At 48.2% G+C, this 21,343-nt stretch carries 19 protein-coding genes and 1 tRNA gene; 14 read left to right on the top strand and 6 right to left on the bottom strand.

Going from position 1 to position 21,343, the window contains the following annotated elements; genetic code table 11:
* Positions 1–202 precede the first annotated feature (202 nt).
* The gene (locus tag BM334_RS02685; protein WP_092837541.1) at positions 203–2,005 is read right to left on the bottom strand and encodes a cation:proton antiporter; all 1,803 of its coding nucleotides are present in this window, start codon (positions 2,003–2,005) and stop codon (positions 203–205) included.
* Between the two features lie 158 nt (positions 2,006–2,163).
* On the opposite strand from BM334_RS02685, the gene BM334_RS02680 reads away from it, so the two are divergent.
* From BM334_RS02680 to BM334_RS02670, 3 genes are read left to right on the top strand one after another with little or no spacing between them, the layout of a single operon-like run.
* Positions 2,164–3,180, top strand: a complete 1,017-nt coding sequence (locus BM334_RS02680) for a Fe(3+) ABC transporter substrate-binding protein (RefSeq protein WP_092837538.1) — start codon at positions 2,164–2,166, stop codon at positions 3,178–3,180.
* Positions 3,180–4,862: an ABC transporter permease gene (locus BM334_RS02675; RefSeq protein ID WP_092837535.1), complete on the top strand. Its 1,683-nt coding sequence runs from the start codon at positions 3,180–3,182 to the stop codon at positions 4,860–4,862. The genes BM334_RS02680 and BM334_RS02675 overlap by 1 nt, the downstream gene beginning before the upstream one ends.
* A 4-nt stretch (positions 4,863–4,866) precedes the next feature.
* Positions 4,867–5,967, top strand: coding sequence for an ABC transporter ATP-binding protein (locus BM334_RS02670; protein WP_092837532.1), 1,101 nt, complete (start codon positions 4,867–4,869; stop codon positions 5,965–5,967).
* Here the strand turns inward: BM334_RS02670 and BM334_RS02665 are convergent.
* Entirely contained in the window at positions 5,944–6,909 is a 966-nt protein-coding gene (locus BM334_RS02665) for a CorA family divalent cation transporter (protein ID WP_092837529.1), read from the bottom strand. The two genes, BM334_RS02670 and BM334_RS02665, sit on opposite strands and share 24 nt — an antisense overlap.
* A gap of 116 nt (positions 6,910–7,025) precedes the next feature.
* On the opposite strand from BM334_RS02665, the gene BM334_RS02660 reads away from it, so the two are divergent.
* From BM334_RS02660 to BM334_RS02630, 6 genes are all read left to right on the top strand, one after another.
* The gene (locus BM334_RS02660; protein WP_092837526.1) at positions 7,026–8,000 is read left to right on the top strand and encodes a calcium/sodium antiporter; all 975 of its coding nucleotides are present in this window, start codon (positions 7,026–7,028) and stop codon (positions 7,998–8,000) included.
* The gene (locus BM334_RS02655) at positions 7,997–8,443 is read left to right on the top strand and encodes a DUF3429 domain-containing protein (RefSeq protein WP_092837523.1); all 447 of its coding nucleotides are present in this window, start codon (positions 7,997–7,999) and stop codon (positions 8,441–8,443) included. The genes BM334_RS02660 and BM334_RS02655 overlap by 4 nt, the downstream gene beginning before the upstream one ends.
* A 223-nt stretch (positions 8,444–8,666) precedes the next feature.
* Entirely contained in the window at positions 8,667–8,888 is a 222-nt protein-coding gene (locus BM334_RS02645) for a bacterioferritin-associated ferredoxin (protein ID WP_092837516.1), read from the top strand.
* Positions 8,889–8,923: 35 nt separating this feature from the next.
* Positions 8,924–9,394, top strand: coding sequence for a bacterioferritin (gene bfr / locus BM334_RS02640; RefSeq protein ID WP_092837513.1), 471 nt, complete (start codon positions 8,924–8,926; stop codon positions 9,392–9,394).
* Between the two features lie 21 nt (positions 9,395–9,415).
* Complete coding sequence (gene bfr / locus BM334_RS02635; RefSeq protein ID WP_055438389.1) at positions 9,416–9,889, top strand: bacterioferritin; 474 nt, start codon at positions 9,416–9,418, stop codon at positions 9,887–9,889.
* A gap of 6 nt (positions 9,890–9,895) precedes the next feature.
* The gene (locus BM334_RS02630) at positions 9,896–10,867 is read left to right on the top strand and encodes a mechanosensitive ion channel family protein (protein WP_092837510.1); all 972 of its coding nucleotides are present in this window, start codon (positions 9,896–9,898) and stop codon (positions 10,865–10,867) included.
* Positions 10,868–10,876: 9 nt separating this feature from the next.
* Here BM334_RS02630 and BM334_RS02625 read toward each other — a convergent pair whose 3' ends face one another.
* The gene (locus BM334_RS02625; RefSeq protein WP_092837507.1) at positions 10,877–12,748 is read right to left on the bottom strand and encodes an acetate--CoA ligase; all 1,872 of its coding nucleotides are present in this window, start codon (positions 12,746–12,748) and stop codon (positions 10,877–10,879) included.
* Positions 12,749–12,980: 232 nt separating this feature from the next.
* Between BM334_RS02625 and BM334_RS02620 the strand changes: the two genes are divergently transcribed.
* From BM334_RS02620 to BM334_RS02610, 3 genes are all read left to right on the top strand, one after another.
* Positions 12,981–13,071 (top strand) — tRNA-Ser (locus BM334_RS02620).
* Between the two features lie 96 nt (positions 13,072–13,167).
* Complete coding sequence (locus BM334_RS02615; RefSeq protein ID WP_157981855.1) at positions 13,168–14,955, top strand: site-specific integrase; 1,788 nt, start codon at positions 13,168–13,170, stop codon at positions 14,953–14,955.
* Positions 14,956–15,483 carry a KilA-N domain-containing protein gene (locus tag BM334_RS02610; protein ID WP_305728254.1) on the top strand — a complete coding sequence of 176 codons (528 nt, stop codon included), beginning with the start codon at positions 14,956–14,958 and terminating at the stop codon, positions 15,481–15,483.
* 244 nt (positions 15,484–15,727) lie between these two features.
* Here the strand turns inward: BM334_RS02610 and BM334_RS02605 are convergent, their stop codons facing one another.
* The 3 genes from BM334_RS02605 to BM334_RS02600 all read right to left on the bottom strand — a co-directional run bounded on the left by BM334_RS02605 (position 15,728) and on the right by BM334_RS02600 (position 18,174).
* Positions 15,728–17,029 carry a hypothetical protein gene (locus BM334_RS02605; protein WP_092837498.1) on the bottom strand — a complete coding sequence of 434 codons (1,302 nt, stop codon included), beginning with the start codon at positions 17,027–17,029 and terminating at the stop codon, positions 15,728–15,730.
* Between the two features lie 623 nt (positions 17,030–17,652).
* The gene (locus BM334_RS12680; protein ID WP_157981854.1) at positions 17,653–17,796 is read right to left on the bottom strand and encodes a hypothetical protein; all 144 of its coding nucleotides are present in this window, start codon (positions 17,794–17,796) and stop codon (positions 17,653–17,655) included.
* A 54-nt stretch (positions 17,797–17,850) separates the two neighbouring features.
* Positions 17,851–18,174 carry a hypothetical protein gene (locus tag BM334_RS02600; protein WP_092837495.1) on the bottom strand — a complete coding sequence of 108 codons (324 nt, stop codon included), beginning with the start codon at positions 18,172–18,174 and terminating at the stop codon, positions 17,851–17,853.
* 519 nt (positions 18,175–18,693) lie between these two features.
* Here BM334_RS02600 and ggt point away from each other — a divergent pair.
* Both ggt and BM334_RS02590 read left to right on the top strand, forming a co-directional pair.
* On the top strand, positions 18,694–20,418 hold the full coding sequence (gene ggt, locus BM334_RS02595) for a gamma-glutamyltransferase (RefSeq protein ID WP_092837492.1): 1,725 nt from the start codon (positions 18,694–18,696) through the stop codon (positions 20,416–20,418).
* Between the two features lie 139 nt (positions 20,419–20,557).
* Positions 20,558–21,343 (top strand): ZIP family metal transporter, encoded by a 786-nt coding sequence (locus tag BM334_RS02590; protein ID WP_092837489.1) that lies wholly within the window; start codon positions 20,558–20,560, stop codon positions 21,341–21,343.

Raw genomic sequence — 21,343 nt, 5'->3', positions numbered from 1 at the left:
GACTATGAGCGCAGTATAAATGGATAGCGGTAATTTAAAAAGGGAGGAGGACTATCCGTGTCCAGACGAGGTTGTATCAATCCTTGAGTACAAACTCAATTCCATGCCGCAATAGTAATCGATGATTTTTTGCATTTCAATTACAATTTAGCAACAAAATTATAAGCAATTATTTTACAAGTTAATTTAGTGTAAATTTTTTCTAACTATTAGCCGATTCCTGCTCCGGGCTTACCAGCGCTACAATTTGCCAGCCAGCCTTAGGTTCAAAGGTCTGATCGGCACTAAACAAGTGACAAAATCCACGTTCATCAAGGGCATACAAGGGTAACGCTCTGTTACCATAGCGATCCTGATAATCGTCATAGTGAAACGACTCCGTTAGCGCTGTGGTTTTCACACTTGCTCCCTGAAACGTTAAACTTGCTAGCTTTGAAAACGTCACGCCCTTTCCAAATAGTTTCAATCGCTTACGATAAACTTCTGGCAATTGATTACGGGCCGGTGCGTCGTGATCAGTACTATGCAATGCAAAAATTTTCTCGTCATCAAACCAGTCCATAAAATGCATCGCCACGACTGGGTTCAACTGGCGGTAAGGCGAAAGGATTAACACGTTGCCAATGCCAGTTAAGTCCATGTTGTTTTCGGCATGCTCCGAGGTTGGGTTACCAAAATACACCGGTAGATTCTCCATCCGAGCCTGCTTAATGTGCTCCCAGTTGGTATCGGCCAATAGCACTGGAAATTTGTTTTCTTGTAATGACTTGGCAATTAGCCGTGCGGTTGGGTTCGCGCCAAATATTAAGAAGCCGCGAGCCGGTGGCTCACGCAATTTAAGCGCATGCGCCAAAGGTTTAGCAGTTAAGCTTTGCAACACCACGGTACTTAAAATAACCAAGAACACCAGCGGCACCAGCAACTCAGCCTGCTCCCACCCGCCTTGCTGCATTTTTAATGCAAACAACGCCGAAACTGCCGCGGCAACAATACCGCGCGGCGCAATCCAGCTTAATAGCACTTTTTCTTTAAAGGTGGTTTGCGTACCTATAGCTGACACCCAAACACTCAGCGGGCGCACCACAAAAATAATCACCGCCAACAGAATAATTGCCGGCACACCAAGTGAGTTAAACGCTTCTGGTTGCAGCCGCGCAGCCAAAATAATGAACAAGCCAGAAATAAGCAGTACCGAGAGCGTTTCTTTAAATTCCAGAATATCGTCTAGGTCTAGACCACGCATGTTCGCCATAACCATACCCATAATGGTTACCGTCAATAGGCCTGACTCATGCTGTAGCGCGTTTGAAACCGCAAATACTCCAAGTACCACCGCCAAGGTGGCCACATTTTTTAAATAATGCGGAAAAATACTTTTCAGCAGCGCCCAGCCCAATAGCTTGCCGCCCGCAAAACCCAGTGCAAAACCGACTCCAATGGTGGTCGCAAAAGCTTGTAGCGCTTGTGACCAACCGGCGCCTTGACTAGCAACAATAAACTCATAAACCAATACCGCCAGTAATGCGCCAATAGGGTCAATAATAATGCCTTCCCAGCGCAGAATATTGCCGAGCCGCGCAAGTGGCCGTACCGACCGTAACATTGGCATGATAACCGTCGGCCCCGTAACCACCACCAGGGCACCAAATAAGGCAGCCAGCTCCCACGTAAAGCCAATAAGGTAGTAAGCGGCAATCGCAATAGCTACCCAAGTAATGACCATGCCTACACTAACCAAATTGGTTACCATGCGACCATGGCCTCGAATTTCATCAAACTTCAGGGTCAGCGAGCCTTCGAACAGAATAATCGCTACCGACAGCGATACGACCGGAAACAGAATGTCGCCAAAAATAGCGTCGGGGTTCATGATACCCAGCACGGGCCCGACCAAAATACCGATAATCAGTAACGGCAAAATAGCTGGCACCTTCATGCGCCAGGCCCCCCACTGACACAAAATAGACAGCACACCGATAAGCGCTAATGCGGACATGTTCGACATAAAGCTTCCTTTTCCAAAAATTTCCAATCTAGTTGTTGATAATAATTCTCATTTGCGCGAAACTATTTGTAGGTACCAAATGCGAATCAATATCGTTCGTTATCTTTTTTCGATATACTTCACTCATTCTTTAAGAGGCAAAAACGAGGGAATTATCTATGCTACGCAAAGTTTTAACCCTAACAGCCATTGCTGCAAGTTTAACAGCAACAGTAGCACAAGCTGCTACTATTAACGTATATTCAGCGCGCAAAGAGGCGCTTATTAAACCAGTTCTCGAAAAGTTTACCGCAGAAACTGGCATTGAAGTACGTCTTCTAACCGGCGGCGGCGATGCCCTGTTGGCGCGTCTACAAAACGAAGGGGAAAACACCCCAGCCGATTTGTTTTTAACCGTAGACGCCGGTAATTTGCACCGTGCGGCTGAAGCTGGCGTGTTTCAACCGCTCACTTCAAATACCGTATTAAACCGCGTGCCGGATCACCTGCAAGGTACTGATAATTTGTGGGTTGGTTTGAGCTTACGTGCTCGCCCAATTTTCTATGCTGCCGATCGCGTTGACCCAAGTCAGTTGAATGGCTACGAAGACTTGGCGAAGCCAGAGTGGAACAAAAAAGTTTGTATTCGCTCGTCAGACAATATTTATAACCAATCATTAACCGCCGCGCTCATTGAGCACTGGGGCGAAGAAAAGACAGAAGCTTGGGCCGAAGGCTTAGTCAACAACTTAGCCAAGCCACCTGTAGGTGGTGACCGCGACCAGTTGAAAGCTGCTGCAGCTGGCGTATGTGATTTAGCCGTTGCTAACACCTATTATTTCGGCCTGATGCAAACCGGTGACGATGCAGAACAACGCGAAGCCGCTAGCAAGCTGAAAATTTTCTGGCCAAACCAAGACAGCTTTGGCACACACGTCAACGTGTCTGGTATTGGCGTAACCAAGCATGCGAAAAACAAGGCTGCAGCTCAGCAACTTATTGAGTTCTTACTGACAGCTGAGTCACAGGCATGGTATGCCGCCACTAACAACGAATATCCTGCGGTAGAAGGCGTTGAGTGGAGCGAAACCTTGCAAGCTTGGGGCGAATTCAAAGCCGATGACTTGTCGATGACATTCCTTGGCGAAAATAACGCAGACGCCGTTAAATTAATGAACCGAGCTGGTTGGCGTTAATGCTGCAGTTGTTGCGCAGCAAAATTTGGCGCCAGTTTTCACTGGTAGCAACGGCCGTCATTATTGGCGTGCCGTTGCTAGTTATCTGCTGGTCAGTGCTGCAATTAGCAACAGCGCAAGATTTCTCTACGTTAAGCCATTTATGGCAAACTGTTGTTCCTGAATACATTCGCCACTCGCTGTGGCTGCTTATTGGTGTTGCATTCGGCGTCACCACACTAGGCGTGGGCACGGCTTGGCTCACCACCGCCTGTCGGTTTCCGGGGCAGCGCTTATTAAGCTGGGCCTTGCTACTGCCGTTGGCCATGCCGGCCTACATTACCGCGTACACCTACACCGGTATGCTCGACTTTGCTGGGCCCGTGCAAAGCGCACTGCGTGACTGGTTTGGTTGGAGCTACGGCGACTACTGGTTCCCACAAATTCGCAGCCTTGGCGGTGCCATTGCGGTATTAAGCTTAGTGCTATTTCCTTATGTGTATTTAATTACTCGCGCCACCTTTTTACAGCAGTCGGCCACCACCCTTGAAGCCGGCCGCAGTTTGGGCTTAAACCCTTGGCAATGTTTTTGGCGCCTCGCTATTCCGCTTGCGCGCCCCGCTATTGTTACCGGTGCCACCTTAGCGCTCATGGAAACACTAGCCGATTACGGTACCGTGCAATACTTTGGGGTAACCACCTTTACCACCGGTATTTTCCGCACCTGGTATGGCCTTGGCGATTTGCAAGGCGCATTGCAACTTGCCGCCATGTTGTTGGTTGCGGTTATTTTGCTCATTTTCATTGAGCGTTGGTCACGCAGTCAAGCGCGCTACGATCAACGCAGCAACCGCCCTGCTCCGCCATTTGAACTGCGCGGCGGTAAAGCCTTGTTGGCTAGTATTGCCTGCTGGTTGCCATTAGTATTTGGTTTTATTTTACCCGCATTACAGTTGGCTAGCTGGTCTATTGAGCGCTCTGAAGTATGGTTGCAGGCCAGTTTCTGGCAACTCACGTTTAATAGCTTCTGGTTGGCGTTTTTAGCCGCATTATTAGTGGTCGTACTCGCTTTGTGGTTAGCTTATGGCCGCCGCCAAATACCGACCCGCCTAGTACGCACAAGCGTGGCCTTTGCAGGTTTAGGTTATGCCATTCCTGGCCTAGTTATTGCCGTGGGTTTAATCATGGTCTTAACCAGTGTCGACCACGGCATTATCGCCTTAAGCAAAGCTTGGTTTGGCTATAACCCGGGCTTATTGTTGTCAGGCACCGTGTTTGCCCTCCTGTTTGCCTACGCAGTGCGGTTTTTAAGTGTGTCATTGCAAACCATTCAAGCCGGCCTAGTAGAAATACGCCCGAGCATGGACGAAGCAGCACGCATACAGGGCTACACGCCATTTCAGGTACTGCGCAAAATTCATTTGCCGCTATTGCGACCGAGCGTATTTACCGCGCTGATATTAGTTGGCGTAGACGTACTCAAAGAGCTTCCGGCTACCTTGGTGCTGCGCCCATTTGACTTTAATACGCTTGCCGTGCGCGCATACGAAATGGCAGGAGATGAACGCTTAGCCGATGCTGGTCCGCCAGCACTCATGATGGTGTTGGTTGGCTTAATTCCGGTTATTTTGTTGTCACGCGCTATGTTAAAATCGCAGCAATCTGCCTTGAAGGAGCAAGATTTTGTCCCGGTTACAGCTTAATAAAATGCACATTAGTTTTGGCGCACAACACATTGTGCGTGGTGTTAGCTTAATGCTGGAGCAAGGCGAAATAGGCTGTCTATTAGGCCCAAGCGGCTGCGGAAAAACCACCTTGCTGCGCGCCATTGCCGGGTTTCAAAACCTGCAAAGCGGCAGCATTCAAATTGACAGCAACGAAGTATCCAATAACAACTATACGCTGCCAGCTGAAAAACGCGGTGTAGGTATGGTATTTCAAGACTTTGCGCTGTTTCCGCATCTAAACGTGGCCGACAACATTAGTTTTGGCATGCGCAAAGCCTCCTCGCAAGAACGTCGGCAACGGGTTGACGAATTGCTTGATCGGGTCGGCTTGCCAGGCTATCACAAACGCTTTCCGCACGAATTATCGGGCGGCCAACAACAACGTATTGCTCTTGCGCGTGCGCTGGCGCCAAAACCGGGGTTGTTGCTGCTTGACGAGCCGTTTTCCAGTTTAGATGCCGAATTACGCGAGCGTTTAGCCGTTGAAGTACGCGAGCTTTTGAAAAAAGAAGGTATTACCGCGCTGTTAGTCACGCACGACCAACAAGAAGCTTTTGCGATGGCCGACAAAGCCGGGGTGATGTATCAAGGTGAATTATTACAGTGGGACACGCCCTATCAGCTTTATCACCAGCCACGCCACCAGCTAGTGGCCGACTTTATTGGCCATGGTGTGTTGTTGCAAGGCACCGTGAATACCGAAGGTTCGCTAGCCTCGCCATTAGGTATGCTTGAGCACCCAAGTTTGCAACAAGTTGCCGCCGGCACCCCGGTAAGTTTCTTAGTGCGCCCCGACGATGTGGTGCCAGATGATAATTCGCGTTTGCGCGGCACGATTAAAGCACGCGGTTTTCGCGGGGCTCACAATCTGTACACGGTAGAGCTACCCAGCGGCATTGAAATTCTTACCTTAAGCCCTTCTCACGAAGGCTTTAGTGTCGGCAGTGACATTGGTCTTCGCCCCGAATTTGATCACTTAGTGGTGTTTGCCGCTGATCATTGTGAGCTACCAGGGTTTCATGACCAAGCCCCTACCGTACAGCCGTTACCCAGCGTATTACCAAAAGCGAAGTCGGCGTAGTAGCAAGAATTCAACCACGGCAATAACACCTAAAGCCGCGCTGAACATCCAAAAAGCGCGGTCATCTTCTACCCCTGGCATACCGCCAATGTTAATGCCGAACAGGCCCGTTAAAAAACTAATAGGCAAGAACACTCCCGCTACCATAGATAGCCAGTAAGTATTGCGATTCATTTTTTCCGCGACGTCTTGCTGTAAGTGTTCACGCAGCATCCACACTTGCTCCAGCAGCATCTCCATATTTTCCAGCTCACGATGCGTATTATCCCGCTCGTTAACCAGCCACTGTATCCACTCCGCATCAAACCACTTCGGCGCATCAGCCGCTAGGCGGTCTAACGCAGTCAGCTGCGGGCGCACAAAACGGGTTAGCTTTAACAATCGCCGGTGCAGCATGGTTAAATCACGTTGACGTTGTGCGGTCGTGCCTTGTTCGTCATCTTCTAACCGCTCCATTTCTGCTTCAATGAGGTCTTGAAGTTGCTCAATTTTGTTGGTCATTTCATCCACTAAAACCAACAAAAAGTCAGCTAGGTTTTCCGGCCCTTGCTGCGCTTCAAGCATGCGCTGCACAACTTGTACCGAAGCCACAGGGCGCTTACGAAAGGTGTATAAGTTTCCTTTGAAATACAGCAAGCGCAAGCTCACCATATCTTCTTGTTGCTCACCTTCGCCTAGGTTTACGCCTCGTAAAATTAAAATAAATCCATCGGTCAGGCGGTCAAATCGCGGCCGAGTATCTTCTTCAAGCACCGCTTCTATAACAGGTTGCGGAATTCCTGCATCAAATAACCAGTCTGATAACCCGGGCAAGTTTCGCTGAAAATGGAACCAACAATGCTGCCGCTCATGAAAGTTTTCGACCACAGCTTGCGCTGGGTGAGCGCTAAAGTCCCAACTATCGATCATAAATTCAGGGCGTGCTAACTGCTTGTCCGTCATATTAATTCCTCGTTTTTGCAATGATTTCAGTCTAGTCGCTTCTATATTGAATTCACAAGCCCTAGTTATTCGCGTTAAAATATTGACCAACTTCAAAAAAAATACCAAGGAATACTATGTTATTGCCCATTTTGGCCGTTATTTTTGGCCTAGCTCTGCTGGTTTGGAGCGCTGATAAATTCGTTGAAGGCGCTGCCGCCACCGCGAATCACTTAGGCATGCCAGCATTACTCATCGGTATGGTCATTATTGGTTTTGGTACTTCCGCGCCAGAAATGGTCGTGTCAGCCCTTGCTTCATCACAAGGTAACCCAGGGCTTGCCTTAGGCAACGCCTTTGGCTCGAACATTACTAATATTGCCTTAATTTTGGGCATTACCGCATTGTTAGCACCAATTGCGGTGGCTAGCCAAGTGTTAAAACGTGAAGCGCCGATTCTTATCGCCATTACCATTTTGGTAGCTTGGCCATTAGTTGACGGCGTTATTACGGCTCTTGAAGCTTGGATTCTATTAGCTGTATTCGCGCTTTACATGGGCTGGAGCATTTACCAAGGCATGACCGGTAAAGAAGACACGCTAAGCACCGAGTTCGACCAAGAAATTCAAGCCCATAGTATGCCTCTTGGGCGCGCTGTCATGTGGTTGGTTATTGGTTTGATCCTGCTTATTGTTAGCTCGCGTATATTGGTGTGGGGCGCCGTTGATATCGCTACCGCGCTTGGCGTTAGTGACTTAATTATAGGTTTAACTGTGGTTGCCATAGGCACATCATTGCCAGAGCTTGCCTCTGCAATTGCTGCGGTACGTAAAAACGAGCACGACCTCGCGTTGGGCAACGTTATCGGCTCCAACATGTTTAACACGCTAGCGGTGGTAGGTATTGCCGGTGCCATACACCCCATTGACCTAGAACCGCTCGTGTTAAGCCGCGACTGGCTGGTCATGGCAGCCTTAACCTTCATGCTGCTGATTTTCGCGTTTCGCCCCAACAAGCGGCCTAATCGCATTAATCGTATTCATGGCGGTATTTTTGTGGCTTGTTATATTGGCTACACCCTTTACCTTATTCAAACAGGATTTATGGCATGAATTTAAGCACACAATACACGGCACAACGACTCGGCTTTCTCGGCTTGCTGCCGTTTATTGGGCTTACTTTAGCGGCGCTACTCGATCTTTGGGCGCCGCTTGCCATTGAACTTTTCATTCTTTATAGCGCTATTATTTTTAGCTTTCTCGGTGGTATTCATTGGGGCCTGGTTATGCGCTCTGACGACACCGATCACAGCCGCGCCCTGCACTGGAGCATGTTACCCTCCATTGCGGCCATCGCCACATTGGTGTTTCACAACCTCCCGTTAGCCTGTGACACCACCTTAGCCACACTCAGCATTCTCGCGCTGCTGCACCTGTTCTGGCTAAATTACGAACGCCGCAAACATAGCACACACGCTTGGTACCTGGAGTTACGCGGCCGTCTAACATTCACCGTCACCGCCCTGCACATCATCCTCCTCATCATTAGCCTGTAGCCCGGCGTTCCACGCCGGGTGGCGCGCAGCGCCGTGATTGTCGAATTGAACAACGGTGTAAGCCGGGTGGCGCGCAGCGCCGTGATTGCTGAACGTTGCCTTTGAATTCAAGAATAACCGTGGCTTCGCCACGTCCCGGCGTAAAACGCCGGGCTACACTTTTCTGTTTGCGAATCATTCTCGTTTGTATTATCATTAGTGGTACATTCAATCGGAGTCATTCATGTACGTTTGTCTATGCAAAGGTGTCACAGATAAAACCATCCGTCGCGCTGTCGACGATGGCTTGAGCAGCATGCGCGAACTACGCCAGCAATATGGTGTGGGAAGCCAGTGTGGCTGCTGTACCCAGTGCGCGAAAGACATCGTCAAAGACGCGGTTGCCGAGCGCAACGCACGATTAAAATCAGAAACTTTATTGCCAGTCGAGGTGTGCTACGCTTAAGCTGTTATCAAACATAACAGTAAGGAGCAGTACACATGAAAGGCGATAGCCACGTCCTGCAAGAGCTTAACCGAGTTCTTACCCGCAAATTAACCGCGATCAACCAATATTTTTTGCATGCCCGCATGTACAAGAATTGGGGTTTTGGCGAGCTCAACAGCGCCATTTACAAAGCATCTATTTACGAAATGAAGCACGCCGATGACATTATTGAGCGTATTTTATTCTTAGGCGGCCTGCCGAACCTGCAAGATCTCGGTAAATTATTCATTGGCGAAGACCCCCACGAAATGCTGCAGCTTGATAAAAAAATACAGCTCGAAGATGTGCTGGCTATTCGTGCCGCCATTAAAATTTGTGAAGACGCCCAAGACTACGTGAGCCGCGACGAGCTCACCGAAATTCTTGAGCAACAAGAAGAACATTTAGATTGGCTTGAAACTCAACTCGATCTTATCGACAGCATTGGTGTTGCGAATTACTTGCAAACCAAACTCGATAGCTAATCTGTACCTAAAGGAGTCGTTATGAGTTTAGATAATCAAGCTGTGGTTGAGCAACTAAACAAACTGCTTGCCTATGAGTTAACCTCAATTGATCAGTACACCGCGCATTCGCGTATCTATGAAGACATGGGCTTAAATAAGCTGTATGAGCGTATTAATCACGAAGTGGACGATGAGCGCGGGCACGCTGATTTACTTATTCGCCGCATTTTATTTCTTGGCGGCAAGCCCAACATGAACGGTCGCGAACCGCACGCTATCGGTGCCGATGTTCCGACTATGCTAGCCAACGACCTTGAACTTGAGTACGGCAATGCCCGCACCTTGCGCAGTGTGATCAAATTCTGTGAAAATGCCGGTGACTATGTCAGTCGCGATATGCTCATTACCATTTTGCGCGACACCGAAGAAGACCATGCATACTGGTTGCGTCAACAACTTGAGCTTATCGACAAACTTGGTCTACAGCTCTATTTACAGGCACAAATGGGATAATTCTGCATGGAGCAGTTTTTAACTGAAGTGAGCCAACTATTCGGTTGGCTAGAAACCGAGCTATTTAAAGTCGGCGAAACCGCCATTACTTACGGCTCGGTATTCCGCGTGGTGGTTATTTTAATCGTCACCTATATTGCGTCACGACTTCTACAGAATGGCTTGCGCCGTATTGCGGGGTATCGCAAATCCATGGCGCAGTCGTCAGTGTATGCCCTCACCCGTATCACTCATTATGTGGTGATGGTTATCGGTTTTTTGATTGCCGTGGCCTCTATCGGTATTGACCTGACTAAATTTGCAATTTTCGCCAGTGCCTTGGGTGTGGGTGTCGGTTTTGGCTTGCAAAATCTTATTAGCAACTTTACCGCCGGTATTATGTTGCTATTCGAGAAAACACTCAAAGTTGGCGACTTTGTTGAGCTCGAGTCGGGTGTTACTGGCGAAGTGAAAGAAATTAATATTCGCAGCACCATAATTACCACCAACGACAACATCGACATTATTGTGCCGAATTCAGAGTTTGTTGCTGGGCGCGTGACCAACTGGACCATGCGCGACACAATTCGCCGCTTAAAAGTTGGATTTGGCGTGGCGTACGGTACCGACAAAGAATTGGTACGCAAAGCCGTATTAGAAGCAGCTGAACGAGTACCGCACACGCTTGACGACGGTAGCCATCGCCCACCCCAAGTGTGGTTAACTGAATTTGGTGACAGTTCGCTAAACTTTGAGCTTGTCGTGTGGCTAAAACCTGAAGCGGTAAACCGCCCAAGTGCGGTGAAAGCTGCATTTATGTGGGAAATTCATACGTCGCTTGAAGAATATGACATTGAAATTCCGTTTCCTCAGCGCGACTTGCACATTAAAAGCTGGGACGATGATGCCAAGCTTGCGATGGTGCAACAGGCAAAAAAAAGCAGCACCGCTAAACGTTCTAAAAAACGCCCAGAAAACGATGCTGCCGATGAGCTATAACCCTTGCGTTTAGCTCAAACGTTCACGTAATTCGTCAATGCAGGTGGGGTCATCAATGGTTGATGGCACCACCACTTCTTCGCCGTCAGCCAATTGCCGTAAAACGCGCCGCAGAATTTTCCCCGAACGCGTTTTTGGTAACCGTGGCACAACCAGAATTCGCTTCAAGCAGGCCACCGCACCAATTTCGTCACGTACCAACTGTACCAGACGCTCACTTAATTCATTATCGGCTATGGTTACGCCATCTTTAGTAATAACTAAACCCACTGGCACCTGGCCTTTTAAACTGTCCTGCACACCAATAACGGCGCATTCAGCTACCGCAGAGTCTTTGGCTAATATTTCTTCCATTTCACCGGTCGACAAACGATGCCCAGCAACGTTAATGACATCGTCGGTGCGCCCCATAATGAATACATAACCGTCGTCGTCTTTGTAGCCACCGTCACCACTGCTGTAATAGCCTTTGAATTCGCTTAAATAACCTTGTTCAAAACGCGCATCGTCGCCCCAAATTGTGGTTAAACAACCTGGCGGAAGCGGCAATTTAATGGCGACGGCTCCTTGCTCGCCGGTCGCCACTTCAGCGCCTTTGTAATCTAAAATTCGAACGTCATACCCCGGCAACGGCAAGGTGGCCGAGCCTGGTTTAATCGGGTGTTCAGCAATGCCGACAGGGTTCGCACAAATGGGCCAGCCCGACTCAGTTTGCCACCAATGATCGTAAACTGGCTTGCCGGTAATTTCCGTCGTCCATTCATAGGTTGGCGGATCTAAACGCTCGCCCGCCATGTAAATACGCTCTAGCTTCGACAAATCATACTGTTCTAGGAATTTACCTTCGGGGTCTTCTTTTTTCACCGCACGAAAAGCCGTTGGCGCCGAAAACAACACATTCACCCCATACTCGGCACAAACCCGCCAAAATGCGCCAGCATCAGGGGTACGCACTGGCTTGCCTTCGTACAGCACGGTGGTCGCCCCGGCCAATAAAGGCCCATACACAATATACGAATGGCCAACCACCCAACCCACATCAGAAGCCGTAAACATCACTTGGCCTTGATTAATGCCGTAAACCACGTCCATAGAGTACTTCAGCGCAACCGCATAGCCGCCGGTATCACGCACTACTCCTTTGGGTTTGCCCGTAGTGCCCGAGGTATACAGCACATACAACGGATCGGAACCATGCATCACCGCACACTCAGCCGGCGTGACACCTTCAATACCTTGCTGCCAATCAATGTCACGCGGCGGCTGCAGCTCGGCCTGACACTGCGTACGTTGATATACAATCACATTCGCCGGCTTATGCTGCGCCAGCTCAATGGCCTTATCAACCATAGGTTTGTACGGCAATACCCGGTTCACTTCCACCCCGCATGACGCGGTAATAATCACTTTCGGTTGCGCATCATCAATACGAACCGCCAGCTCATGCGGCGCAAAACCGCCAAACACCACCGAATGCACCGCCCCCAAACGTGCACAAGCCAACATGGCAATTGCCGCCTGCGGAATCATCGGCATATAAATCACCACCCGATCGCCTTTTTTCACGTGCTGCTTCTTCAACAACCCCGCAAAAGTGGCCACCGCATCACGCAACTCGCGATAGGTGTACCTGGCCTTGCTTCCGGTTACCGGCGAGTCATAAATAAGCGCCAACTGGTCACCACGACCATTGTCCACATGATAATCAAGCGCCATAAACGACATATTCAACTCGCCGTTCGCAAACCAGTCGGCCATACCATTTGGTTTCAGCGTGCACGCTTGACTTGGTTCCTTAAACCAATGCAAATTGCCGGCCTGCTTCAGCCAAAAAGCTTCAGTGCGTTGTAGCGATGACTCATATTCTCGTGGGTAGCTCATAATTTCGTTCCTTGTAACTGCTTATGGCAATAATGTAGCGCGTCTGAGCTTTTTTCCCATTCGACTTAAGTCGTTATTCGTGCGCTTCGCTGTTCGTCCGTTTCACTGTTCGTGTAGTTGTTTTCCCCGAACAGCGCGAAGCGCATACAAACAGTGAGCGTAGCGAACGGACGAATAACGAATAACGCAGTTGATTTACCGAGGGCTTTTCCCTATCATACCGCCACCTTCAGGAGAGGTGTCCGAGTGGTTGAAGGAGCACGCCTGGAAAGTGTGTATACGTTAATAGCGTATCGAGGGTTCGAATCCCTCTCTCTCCGCCAGATTGATTAAGTCTTTGAATTTCAAAGATTAGCTTATATAACAGTGATTTATTGACCCTGAGTATGTACAAGAGTGGTACAGAAAGGTGGTACAGAATGAGTGTTATGGCACAACCATATAAGCATCCGAAAACGGGCGTTTATCAAGTCCGTAGAGCTGTTCCGAAAGCTCTTAGAGAAATTATCGGCAAGCACGAAATCAAGCGCTCACTTGGTACAAAGAGTCTTGCCGAAGCTCGCAAGTTATACCCCACGATATATGCTGGCATTGACGCTGAGTTTGAAAAAGCTCGGCTTGTCGTTCAACAGCGCCAGCAATACGAAGAAAAAGCTCTAACTCAGCCCGACAATCTGAACCTACGAGACATCAAGATTCTAGCGGCACGATACTACAACCAAGAACTTAAGCGCATGATGGATAGCCCTACGCTTGGCACTCATGACATGCTTAAGTACGACATGATGATAGTTAGGTTGAATGCGTGGCAAGTTTATGCCAACGCTGTGCCTGATGAAGTGGCAACCGCAGTCAACCTAGCAAATGACCTAAGCGCCAGCGAAGTACCTCTTGATGTAAACGCTGAGCTTTACGAGTTATTCGCTGATGATGCTGAGAATCTATTCAGAGAAGCCAACAGAGCTGTTCCTCGTGACAGTGAACAGTTCAAGCGGCTACTTCAAGCTATCGCTGAGGTCATCCCTAAGCTACGCCAAGATGTTATTGACCTTGTGCGGTTAACAGGAACCGAGCCACAGCTACAACCAATGGCAAACGCTGAACTTTCTCAGTCAAACACTGAGTCACCTAATGTCGTGCGCTTATACAGTGATAAGAAAAAAACAGAGGACGAAATATCCTCTGTCTTTGAACGCTACAAAGTGTCTATGCGGCTCCATAGTACGAAGAACGAGCGTACGGTAGATAAAACCTTGAGAGACTACTCGATAGCCATAAAACGCTTTATTGAGTTCACTGGTGACAAGTCAATTGCTGAAGTAACAAAGCGAGACATCAATGAATTCAGAGCGATATTGTTACAGCTACCGAGTAGACCGACACGAGATGTCGCAGGTCGACCATTAAACGAGCAGATCGACCTCGCTCAACGTAAAGGTCTAACCCTGCTTTCGCCTAAAACCGTTCGCAAGCAACTCATGGCGGTTAGCTCGTTGTTTGAATATGCCGTTGAAAATGAGTTGTGCGCCAGCAACCCTGTTCACGGAGCAACCAAGCGCTTAACGCTAGCTGATGAACGAAACGATGGCTCTCAGAAACAATACAACGCTGAGCAACTCAAACGCATATTCTCTAGTGGCATCTTTACTGATAATCACCGACCTAAGACTGGCGTTTACGGTGAAGCCGTCTATTGGTTGCCATTACTCGCCTACTACACTGGCGCTCGTGTAGAAGAACTAGCTCAGCTCTATGTTCGTGACATCAAACAAGAGAACGACATCGCTTACATTCACATCATCGCTGATAGCTCAGATAAGAGCGTAAAGAACAAGTCTAGCGTTCGTAGAGTGCCACTTCACGTCCATCTGTTAGAGCTTGGTTTCTTGGATTATGTTGCTCAACAACCGAGTGATGGTCGAGTGTTCCCGAAACTCAAACAAGGTGGCGATGGACGCTTCTCAGGTCGAGTCTCAAAATGGCTTGGTGAATACTTCCGAGAGGAACTTAAGTTGGGTAGCAACGCTAAGCCGATGCACGGATTTAGACATTCATTCAAGACCATAGCTCGTGACGTTGGCATCCCGAAAGAAATCAGCGACAGAATTACAGGTCATAGTTCAGGCGATGTAGCGGATACTTACGGTGAATATTCATTAGAGCTGATGAGTCGAGAGTTGAACAAGATTCCGAAGCTGGCGCTTTGAATCAACAACACAACCGCAACCATCGTTTCCAATAAAGACGGAATGTTTGACCTTAATGATATTTGGCGAGTGTTCGTCTCTGACAAAGAAAACAAACGTCCTAGCGAGTGGCGAAGTAAAGTCAGAACTCATTTGAACCATACCGCAAATTTGCGGGTTGGTCACACGCATGACGATAACGGCTATAACACTAACCACACTTGGGCAACACTAGAAGCACTCTACGCATACGCCATGTGGGTAGACGTTAAGTTCTACATGGTGGTTGTTGAAGCATTCACAGCGTTAACTCGTGGTGACACTGAGGAAGCTAAGCGTATCGCTAATCAGTGCGTGTCTGTTCGCAATAAACTTCGAGAGCATCACGACGCATTCACTGGACAAGATTTGACTGGTCGAACCAGTTGGGCTATTATTCAAATATCCGATGCCAACAGAGGAGTGTTTCTTTGGAAGCGTTTTTGGATACCCCCAAATCAAATGGTTGCTAGAACAAGCAGTCTTAACCGAGAGGGGCAAGCTAGGTAAGTGGGAATGAGTGAACGAGACAGTGTCTTTTCCTCTAAGGCGGTGCCTTACTGGATAGCTCAGATTAGTAGTTCTAGATACTGATTTTGACCATGATGGTTACGAGGTTGGTTAAGTGAAAATTGAATCCGAGTAACTCCTAATGAACGAATGCTCTAGGCCAGAGTGATTCGACAAAATAAATTAGTTGCAAGTCACAACTAAACGAGGGGCGCTAAATTGCGCCTCTCTTTTTGGGTTATCGCTAAGAGCAGACAACAGGCCGATAGCCAAACCTTTGCTCATACTCGCTATGAATTATCTCAGTTAGAGTATCAGCTTTGCTCGCACCAGCTAAAAAGCTATCGTGAATGGGTATCACTGGAATCCCCTGTTCAGCCGCTTTAAGCTGTATTCCCCTTGCCAGCTCACTATCTAAGTATTGCAGTTGCTTCCAACTCGACGAATACAAGAACTGAGCGATTGGTTCATGGGCTTGCCTAAAGCTCTCTATGGCTTTCCTTGCCTCATCTGAGGTAAACCCTAAACTCTGACGGATAGCGCCAGCAGCGGACTTCTCAGAGTCAGCATTAAGCGCAATCAAAGCCACTTTCTTGGCTGTCTCTCGGTCATATCCGTCAATGTCATAACCATCGGCTGGCGCTGGTTTGCCAAGATAGTTGTAGAGCATACGAACGTGCATACTCTTGATGTCTTGCTCAGTTATTGGCTCACCATTAATGATGATAGTCGAGCGCTCAGCCTTGCTCAGACATTGAGCATTACCATAGTACCGACCACCGATGCTGAATGAGCCCTTGAATGAGCGTTTGAAGCGGACATTACGAGAGCCTAGCGTCACATATTGGTCACTTAGAAACGCTTTACCAGTGTCGCTATGAATGCGTTCAGCAGGATGATAAGACCACGTTACTGACTCTCTCAGTTCATTCAATAGCTCTAGCTCTGAGCGCATTAAGCGTGTCTCTTCGTTGTCTCGGTAGTCGATGAGTTCACCCTCGTCACTTTTAAGCACAATCGGCTCAATGCTATCGTGAAATGGTATTACCTCAGAGCTGGCGCTAAGTTCACTGAGAAGCTCTCTAGCGTTGTCTGTTGGCAACCAAAGGGAGAGCAGTCCTTTCATATGGTTCTTGCCCTTAAACCCTCGGTATAGCTCTAGGAAGCCTCTATTAGCCAGATCTCTCAGTACCGATGAAAAGAGTACACGGCTAAAATCGTTGTCTTTGTACCGCTTAATCTCTCGCTTGTACTTGTTCAGCGTAGAGCAGAGAAATCCAGTAGGCTCTTGGTATCTGTCGGCTTCACTCAGCGCATTAGCGATGTTCAATAAGGCTGACTGAAAGGCTTGCTTTGTACCACGCTTAGCTCTGTTGCTAATGCTTGGATACCACTCACTAAACAGGTCATCTATTGCACTACCTGATAACCCTGAGCTGGTGTCTAGAGAAACATCTCGAACAAACTCAGAGAAATCATGGTGTTCACATAGTGTCTTTGACCACTCGTAGTTACGTTTTGAACGTGTAATTGACTGATGAATCATGAAGTCCTCCGTAAGAGGACGCTAGGTAGGCTCAAGGTTTTCTAAACCATACCCTAATGACTTAAGGTCGTCTCTAAGATAGCTAAGTCACCCCCAGCGTCTGCTTGGTTAATGAATAAATGATAAAGGACAATACGATGAAGTCAGTGAGGTCTAGTGCTTGGTCAATGCTTGGCTAGTAGATGGTTGATGATTACTAAGACAAGGCTAGTCATCTGTTTATAGACCAGTCGAAATCACTTAGTTTGATGGTTAATTAATCAATCTAAGACAAGGTAACTGGTAACTAACAAACAACCGTTAGCTCACCGTTACCGTGATTGTTATTGAGTCATTATCTACCAAGCCAATGACCAGAGAACCACTAGCCACCGACAACGTATCGACAAGACCACCACAACTGCGGCGGCTTTATCATAGGGGTGGGATTTGCTGGAGAACGCTAAAACAGGGGCTTAGCCTCCCCATAGGGGTGGGGTATACGGGGGAGAGATAGCTTTTCATTGAATTAAAAGGCAAAAAAAAATTTTTTAAACGAAAAGACCAGAATGTTAATCGACATGCCCCTTAAAAAGAAAAACCCAGCTCAATGGCTGGGTTCGAAATTTGTGCATTAAAGCTTCTTATGCTGCTTTTGGCAATTTAGCCTTTTTTGCTTCGAAATATTCATCGAAGCTCGGATGACCAACTGCCATCGCAATCTTGTCGAGCTCGCCTTTGATTTTTTCGATGTAAAACATCGCTAACTCATAATCTTTTAAGCTCATAACATTCTCCTCGCCGTTTTACTTGTCCTACTTGCCCTCGATTACATTACCTTCTTAACCCTTACGGGTGTCATCCAAGAACTGGTCAAGAATTGCCATGTAGTCGATTAACTCGCCGTCATCCCTATCAACGATTGCTTCCGATATTCCTCGGAGAGCGTCTACCATCTTTTCGGCTTGGCGAAACTCTCGTATTGCATCTTCCTTATCTTTAAACAAGGAGGCTAATAAGTCCGCCCATCTAGCCATTGACCCAAAAGATGGGTCTAAATCCTCCAACACCGGAAAGGGTAGATGTAATACACTTCGAGCAAATTCAACAACATCTCTAAGCGTTTCTAAAACTTCCTCTTTCCTTACCTCAACATCCTTTTTCATGCGTTCGCTCTCTATCTAATTGTTCTTATACATCCGTGAGCGGATGCGGATTATACCACATCACTATAAAAACAGCAACCACACTGTTAATTGTAGTTGCTTTAACAAAATAATCCAATTTGTCTTACGCCTCTACCATTAACACCTTTTTAGATGGTGTTCAACAAAAATAGTTCCTTTCGGGTGATAATATTCATACAAGCCCATCTAAGCTCACGACACCTACGGCTTGACAAAAAAAGAGATATATACAAAATTAAGGCTTGATACAGAAAAGTGGTACAGTAGCAAGAAAATCAAGGCTTCAGGAAATCAATAAAATCAATAACTTATAAGGTTTTTGGCTGTATCGAGGGTTCGAATCCCTCTCTCTCCGCCAGATACAAGAGAACCGCCGCTAGGCGGTTTTTTTGTGTCCTAAGGTCGGCGGTAGGTTGTATATCTGCGGCTACCAGCATTGCTCAAAGTCGCGACACTTCATATAGTGGGGTAATACCTCAAGCGATTGGAGTCTGCCCCATGAAGTACTTTGTTGAACAATCAAAGCTAGCCTTGGCCAGTTGTGTGCTTGCCGTTAGCTGCGGCTTAGCTAGCGTGAGCGCCAGCGCCGCTGACCGCATTACCGGTCATCATTTTGCCACGCGCTCTGAGGTCATGGCCCCAAGCGCTATGGCAGCAACCAGCCAGCCATTAGCCACCCAAGTGGCGCTCGATATTATGCAAGCAGGCGGCAATGCCATTGATGCCGCTATTGCAGCCAACGCCGTTTTAGGGTTGGTTGAACCAACGGGTAACGGCATTGGCGGAGACTTATACGCCATTGTGTGGGACGCCAACGGCAAACGCTTGCATGGTTTAAATGCTTCCGGCCGCTCGCCGCAGTCACTTAGCCTCGACTATTTTATTGAAAATGGCTATGACGCAATTCCAGCCCGTGGCGTGTTACCTATTTCAGTACCTGGCGCCGTTGACGGCTGGTTTGAGCTGCACAATAAATTCGGCAAACTGCCCATGGCCAAGGTACTAGCGCCAGCCATTCATTATGCCGAAAATGGTTTTCCAGTCACCGAAGTGATTGCTTATTACTTTGAACGCAACGCTGAAGTATTGAAAGACCAACCCGGTTTTGCCGAGGTATTTATGAAAAATGGTTTGCCACCGCAAAAAGGCAAACTGTTTAAAAACCCTGACTTAGCCAATACCTATAGGTTGCTCGCCGAACAAGGCCGCGATGCTTTTTATAAAGGCAACATTGCCAAAACCATTGATGCCTTTGTTGAAAAACACGGCGGTTTTTTAAGCTATGACGACTTAGCGAAGCACTCTTCTACCTGGGTAGACCCCGTATCAACGAATTATCGTGGCTATGACCTGTGGGAGTTGCCGCCCAATACTCAAGGCATTGCTGCGCAGCAAATTCTGAATATTCTTGAGAACTACAACCTCAAAGAAATGGGATTCGACAGCCCGGAATATGTGCATTTGTTTGTCGAAGCCAAAAAGCTAGCCTTTGAAGACCGTGCAAAATATTATTCAGATCCGGCTTTTAATGAGGTGCCGGTTCAAGGGCTACTGGACAAAAATTACGCCAAACAGCGTGCCAAGCTGATTAACATGCAGCGCGCCGGTAAATCATTCGAGCCTGGTAACCCGCCCACCGAAGGCGATACCATTTATTTAACTACCGCCGATGCCCAGGGCAACATGGTGTCATTAATTCAGAGCAATTACCGCGGGATGGGATCAGGTGTTACGCCAACCGGTTTAGGCTTTGTGTTGCAAAACCGCGGCGAATTATTTGCGCTTGATAAAAACCACCGCAACGTGTTTGAGCCGGGCAAACGTCCGTTTCATACCATTATTCCGGCGTTTGTCACCAAAGACGGTAAGCCACTGATGAGTTACGGCGTGATGGGCGGTGCAACGCAACCACAAATGCACGCGCAAATTTTGATCAACATGATCGACTTTGGCATGAACCTACAAGAAGCCGGCGACGCGCCGCGTATTCTGCACACCGGTTCAAGCCAGCCGACGGGTGAAGTGATGACCGACGGCGGTGTCATTAGCCTTGAGAACGGCTTTTCTGATCACACCCGCCGCGAGCTAATCAAAATGGGTCATACCTTGCAAGAAGCCGTTGGCCCATACGGTGGTTATCAAGCTATCTGGCGCAATCATGAAGAAGGCGTGTATTATGGAGCCTCAGAAAGCCGCAAAGACGGTCATGCGGCGGGGTATTAACCTGACGGAGAAACAGCCATGGCGTGCAAATTAGCACTGGTGATCGCTTCATGTTTAATCGTAAGTGCATGCGCAATACCTTGTGCATGCACTAATCCACAGGAACAGCCGCCAGAGCAATCAACAATGAAGCCTGCCGATGTCGCATAACCTTGTATTGCTAGCCGTATTTGCGAGCTTTATTACAGGGGCGCTAACCGCATTAGGCGCCCTGCCCGTTTTATTCGGCAAGAAGCCCTCAGAAGCTTTTAACGACACCTTGTTAGGTTTCGCGGCGGGCGTGATGCTAGCCGCCTCGTTTTTTTCCCTGATTGTACCCTCGATTGATATTTCTACCGAGATATATGGTCCAGGCCCTTGGCCTGCAGCAATTGCGGTAACAGGAATATTGCTGGGTGCTCTCGCCATTGCAGCACTTCACAAATTATTACCTCATGAACACTTTGTTACCGGCTCTGATGGCCACCAAAGCGAGAAAGTTGCCGGCGTGTGGCTGTTTGTCTTTGCCATTGCTATTCACAACTTTCCCGAAGGCTTGGCGGTTGGTGTGGCGTACGGCAGTGGTCAGCAAGACACCGCGTTTTCACTCGCGCTCGGTATTGGCTTGCAGAACATTCCCGAGGGCCTTGCGGTTGCCGTTGGCTTATTAGCTGTGGGCTATTCACGCTTAAAAGCCTTTGTCGTTGCGGCGCTTACCGGGCTAATTGAACCCTTAGGCGGGCTGTTTGGTGGGGTTTTCGTCAACGTGTCGGAATTATTGCTGCCTTGGGGATTAGTGTTCGCCGCCGGCGCCATGCTGTTTGTTATTAGCCACGAAATTATTCCAGAAACTCACCGCCATGGGCACCACACGCGCGCCACATCGGGCTTAATGATTGGCTTGGTGGTGATGTTATTTTTAGATGTTTGGTTGGGAGCCGTTTAG

The sequence above is a fragment of the Pseudidiomarina donghaiensis genome, from assembly GCF_900116895.1.
GTDB lineage: Bacteria > Pseudomonadota > Gammaproteobacteria > Enterobacterales > Alteromonadaceae > Pseudidiomarina > Pseudidiomarina donghaiensis.
The sequence above is the reverse complement of the archived record's forward strand: the minus strand, read 5'-3'. Positions and strand labels throughout refer to the sequence as shown.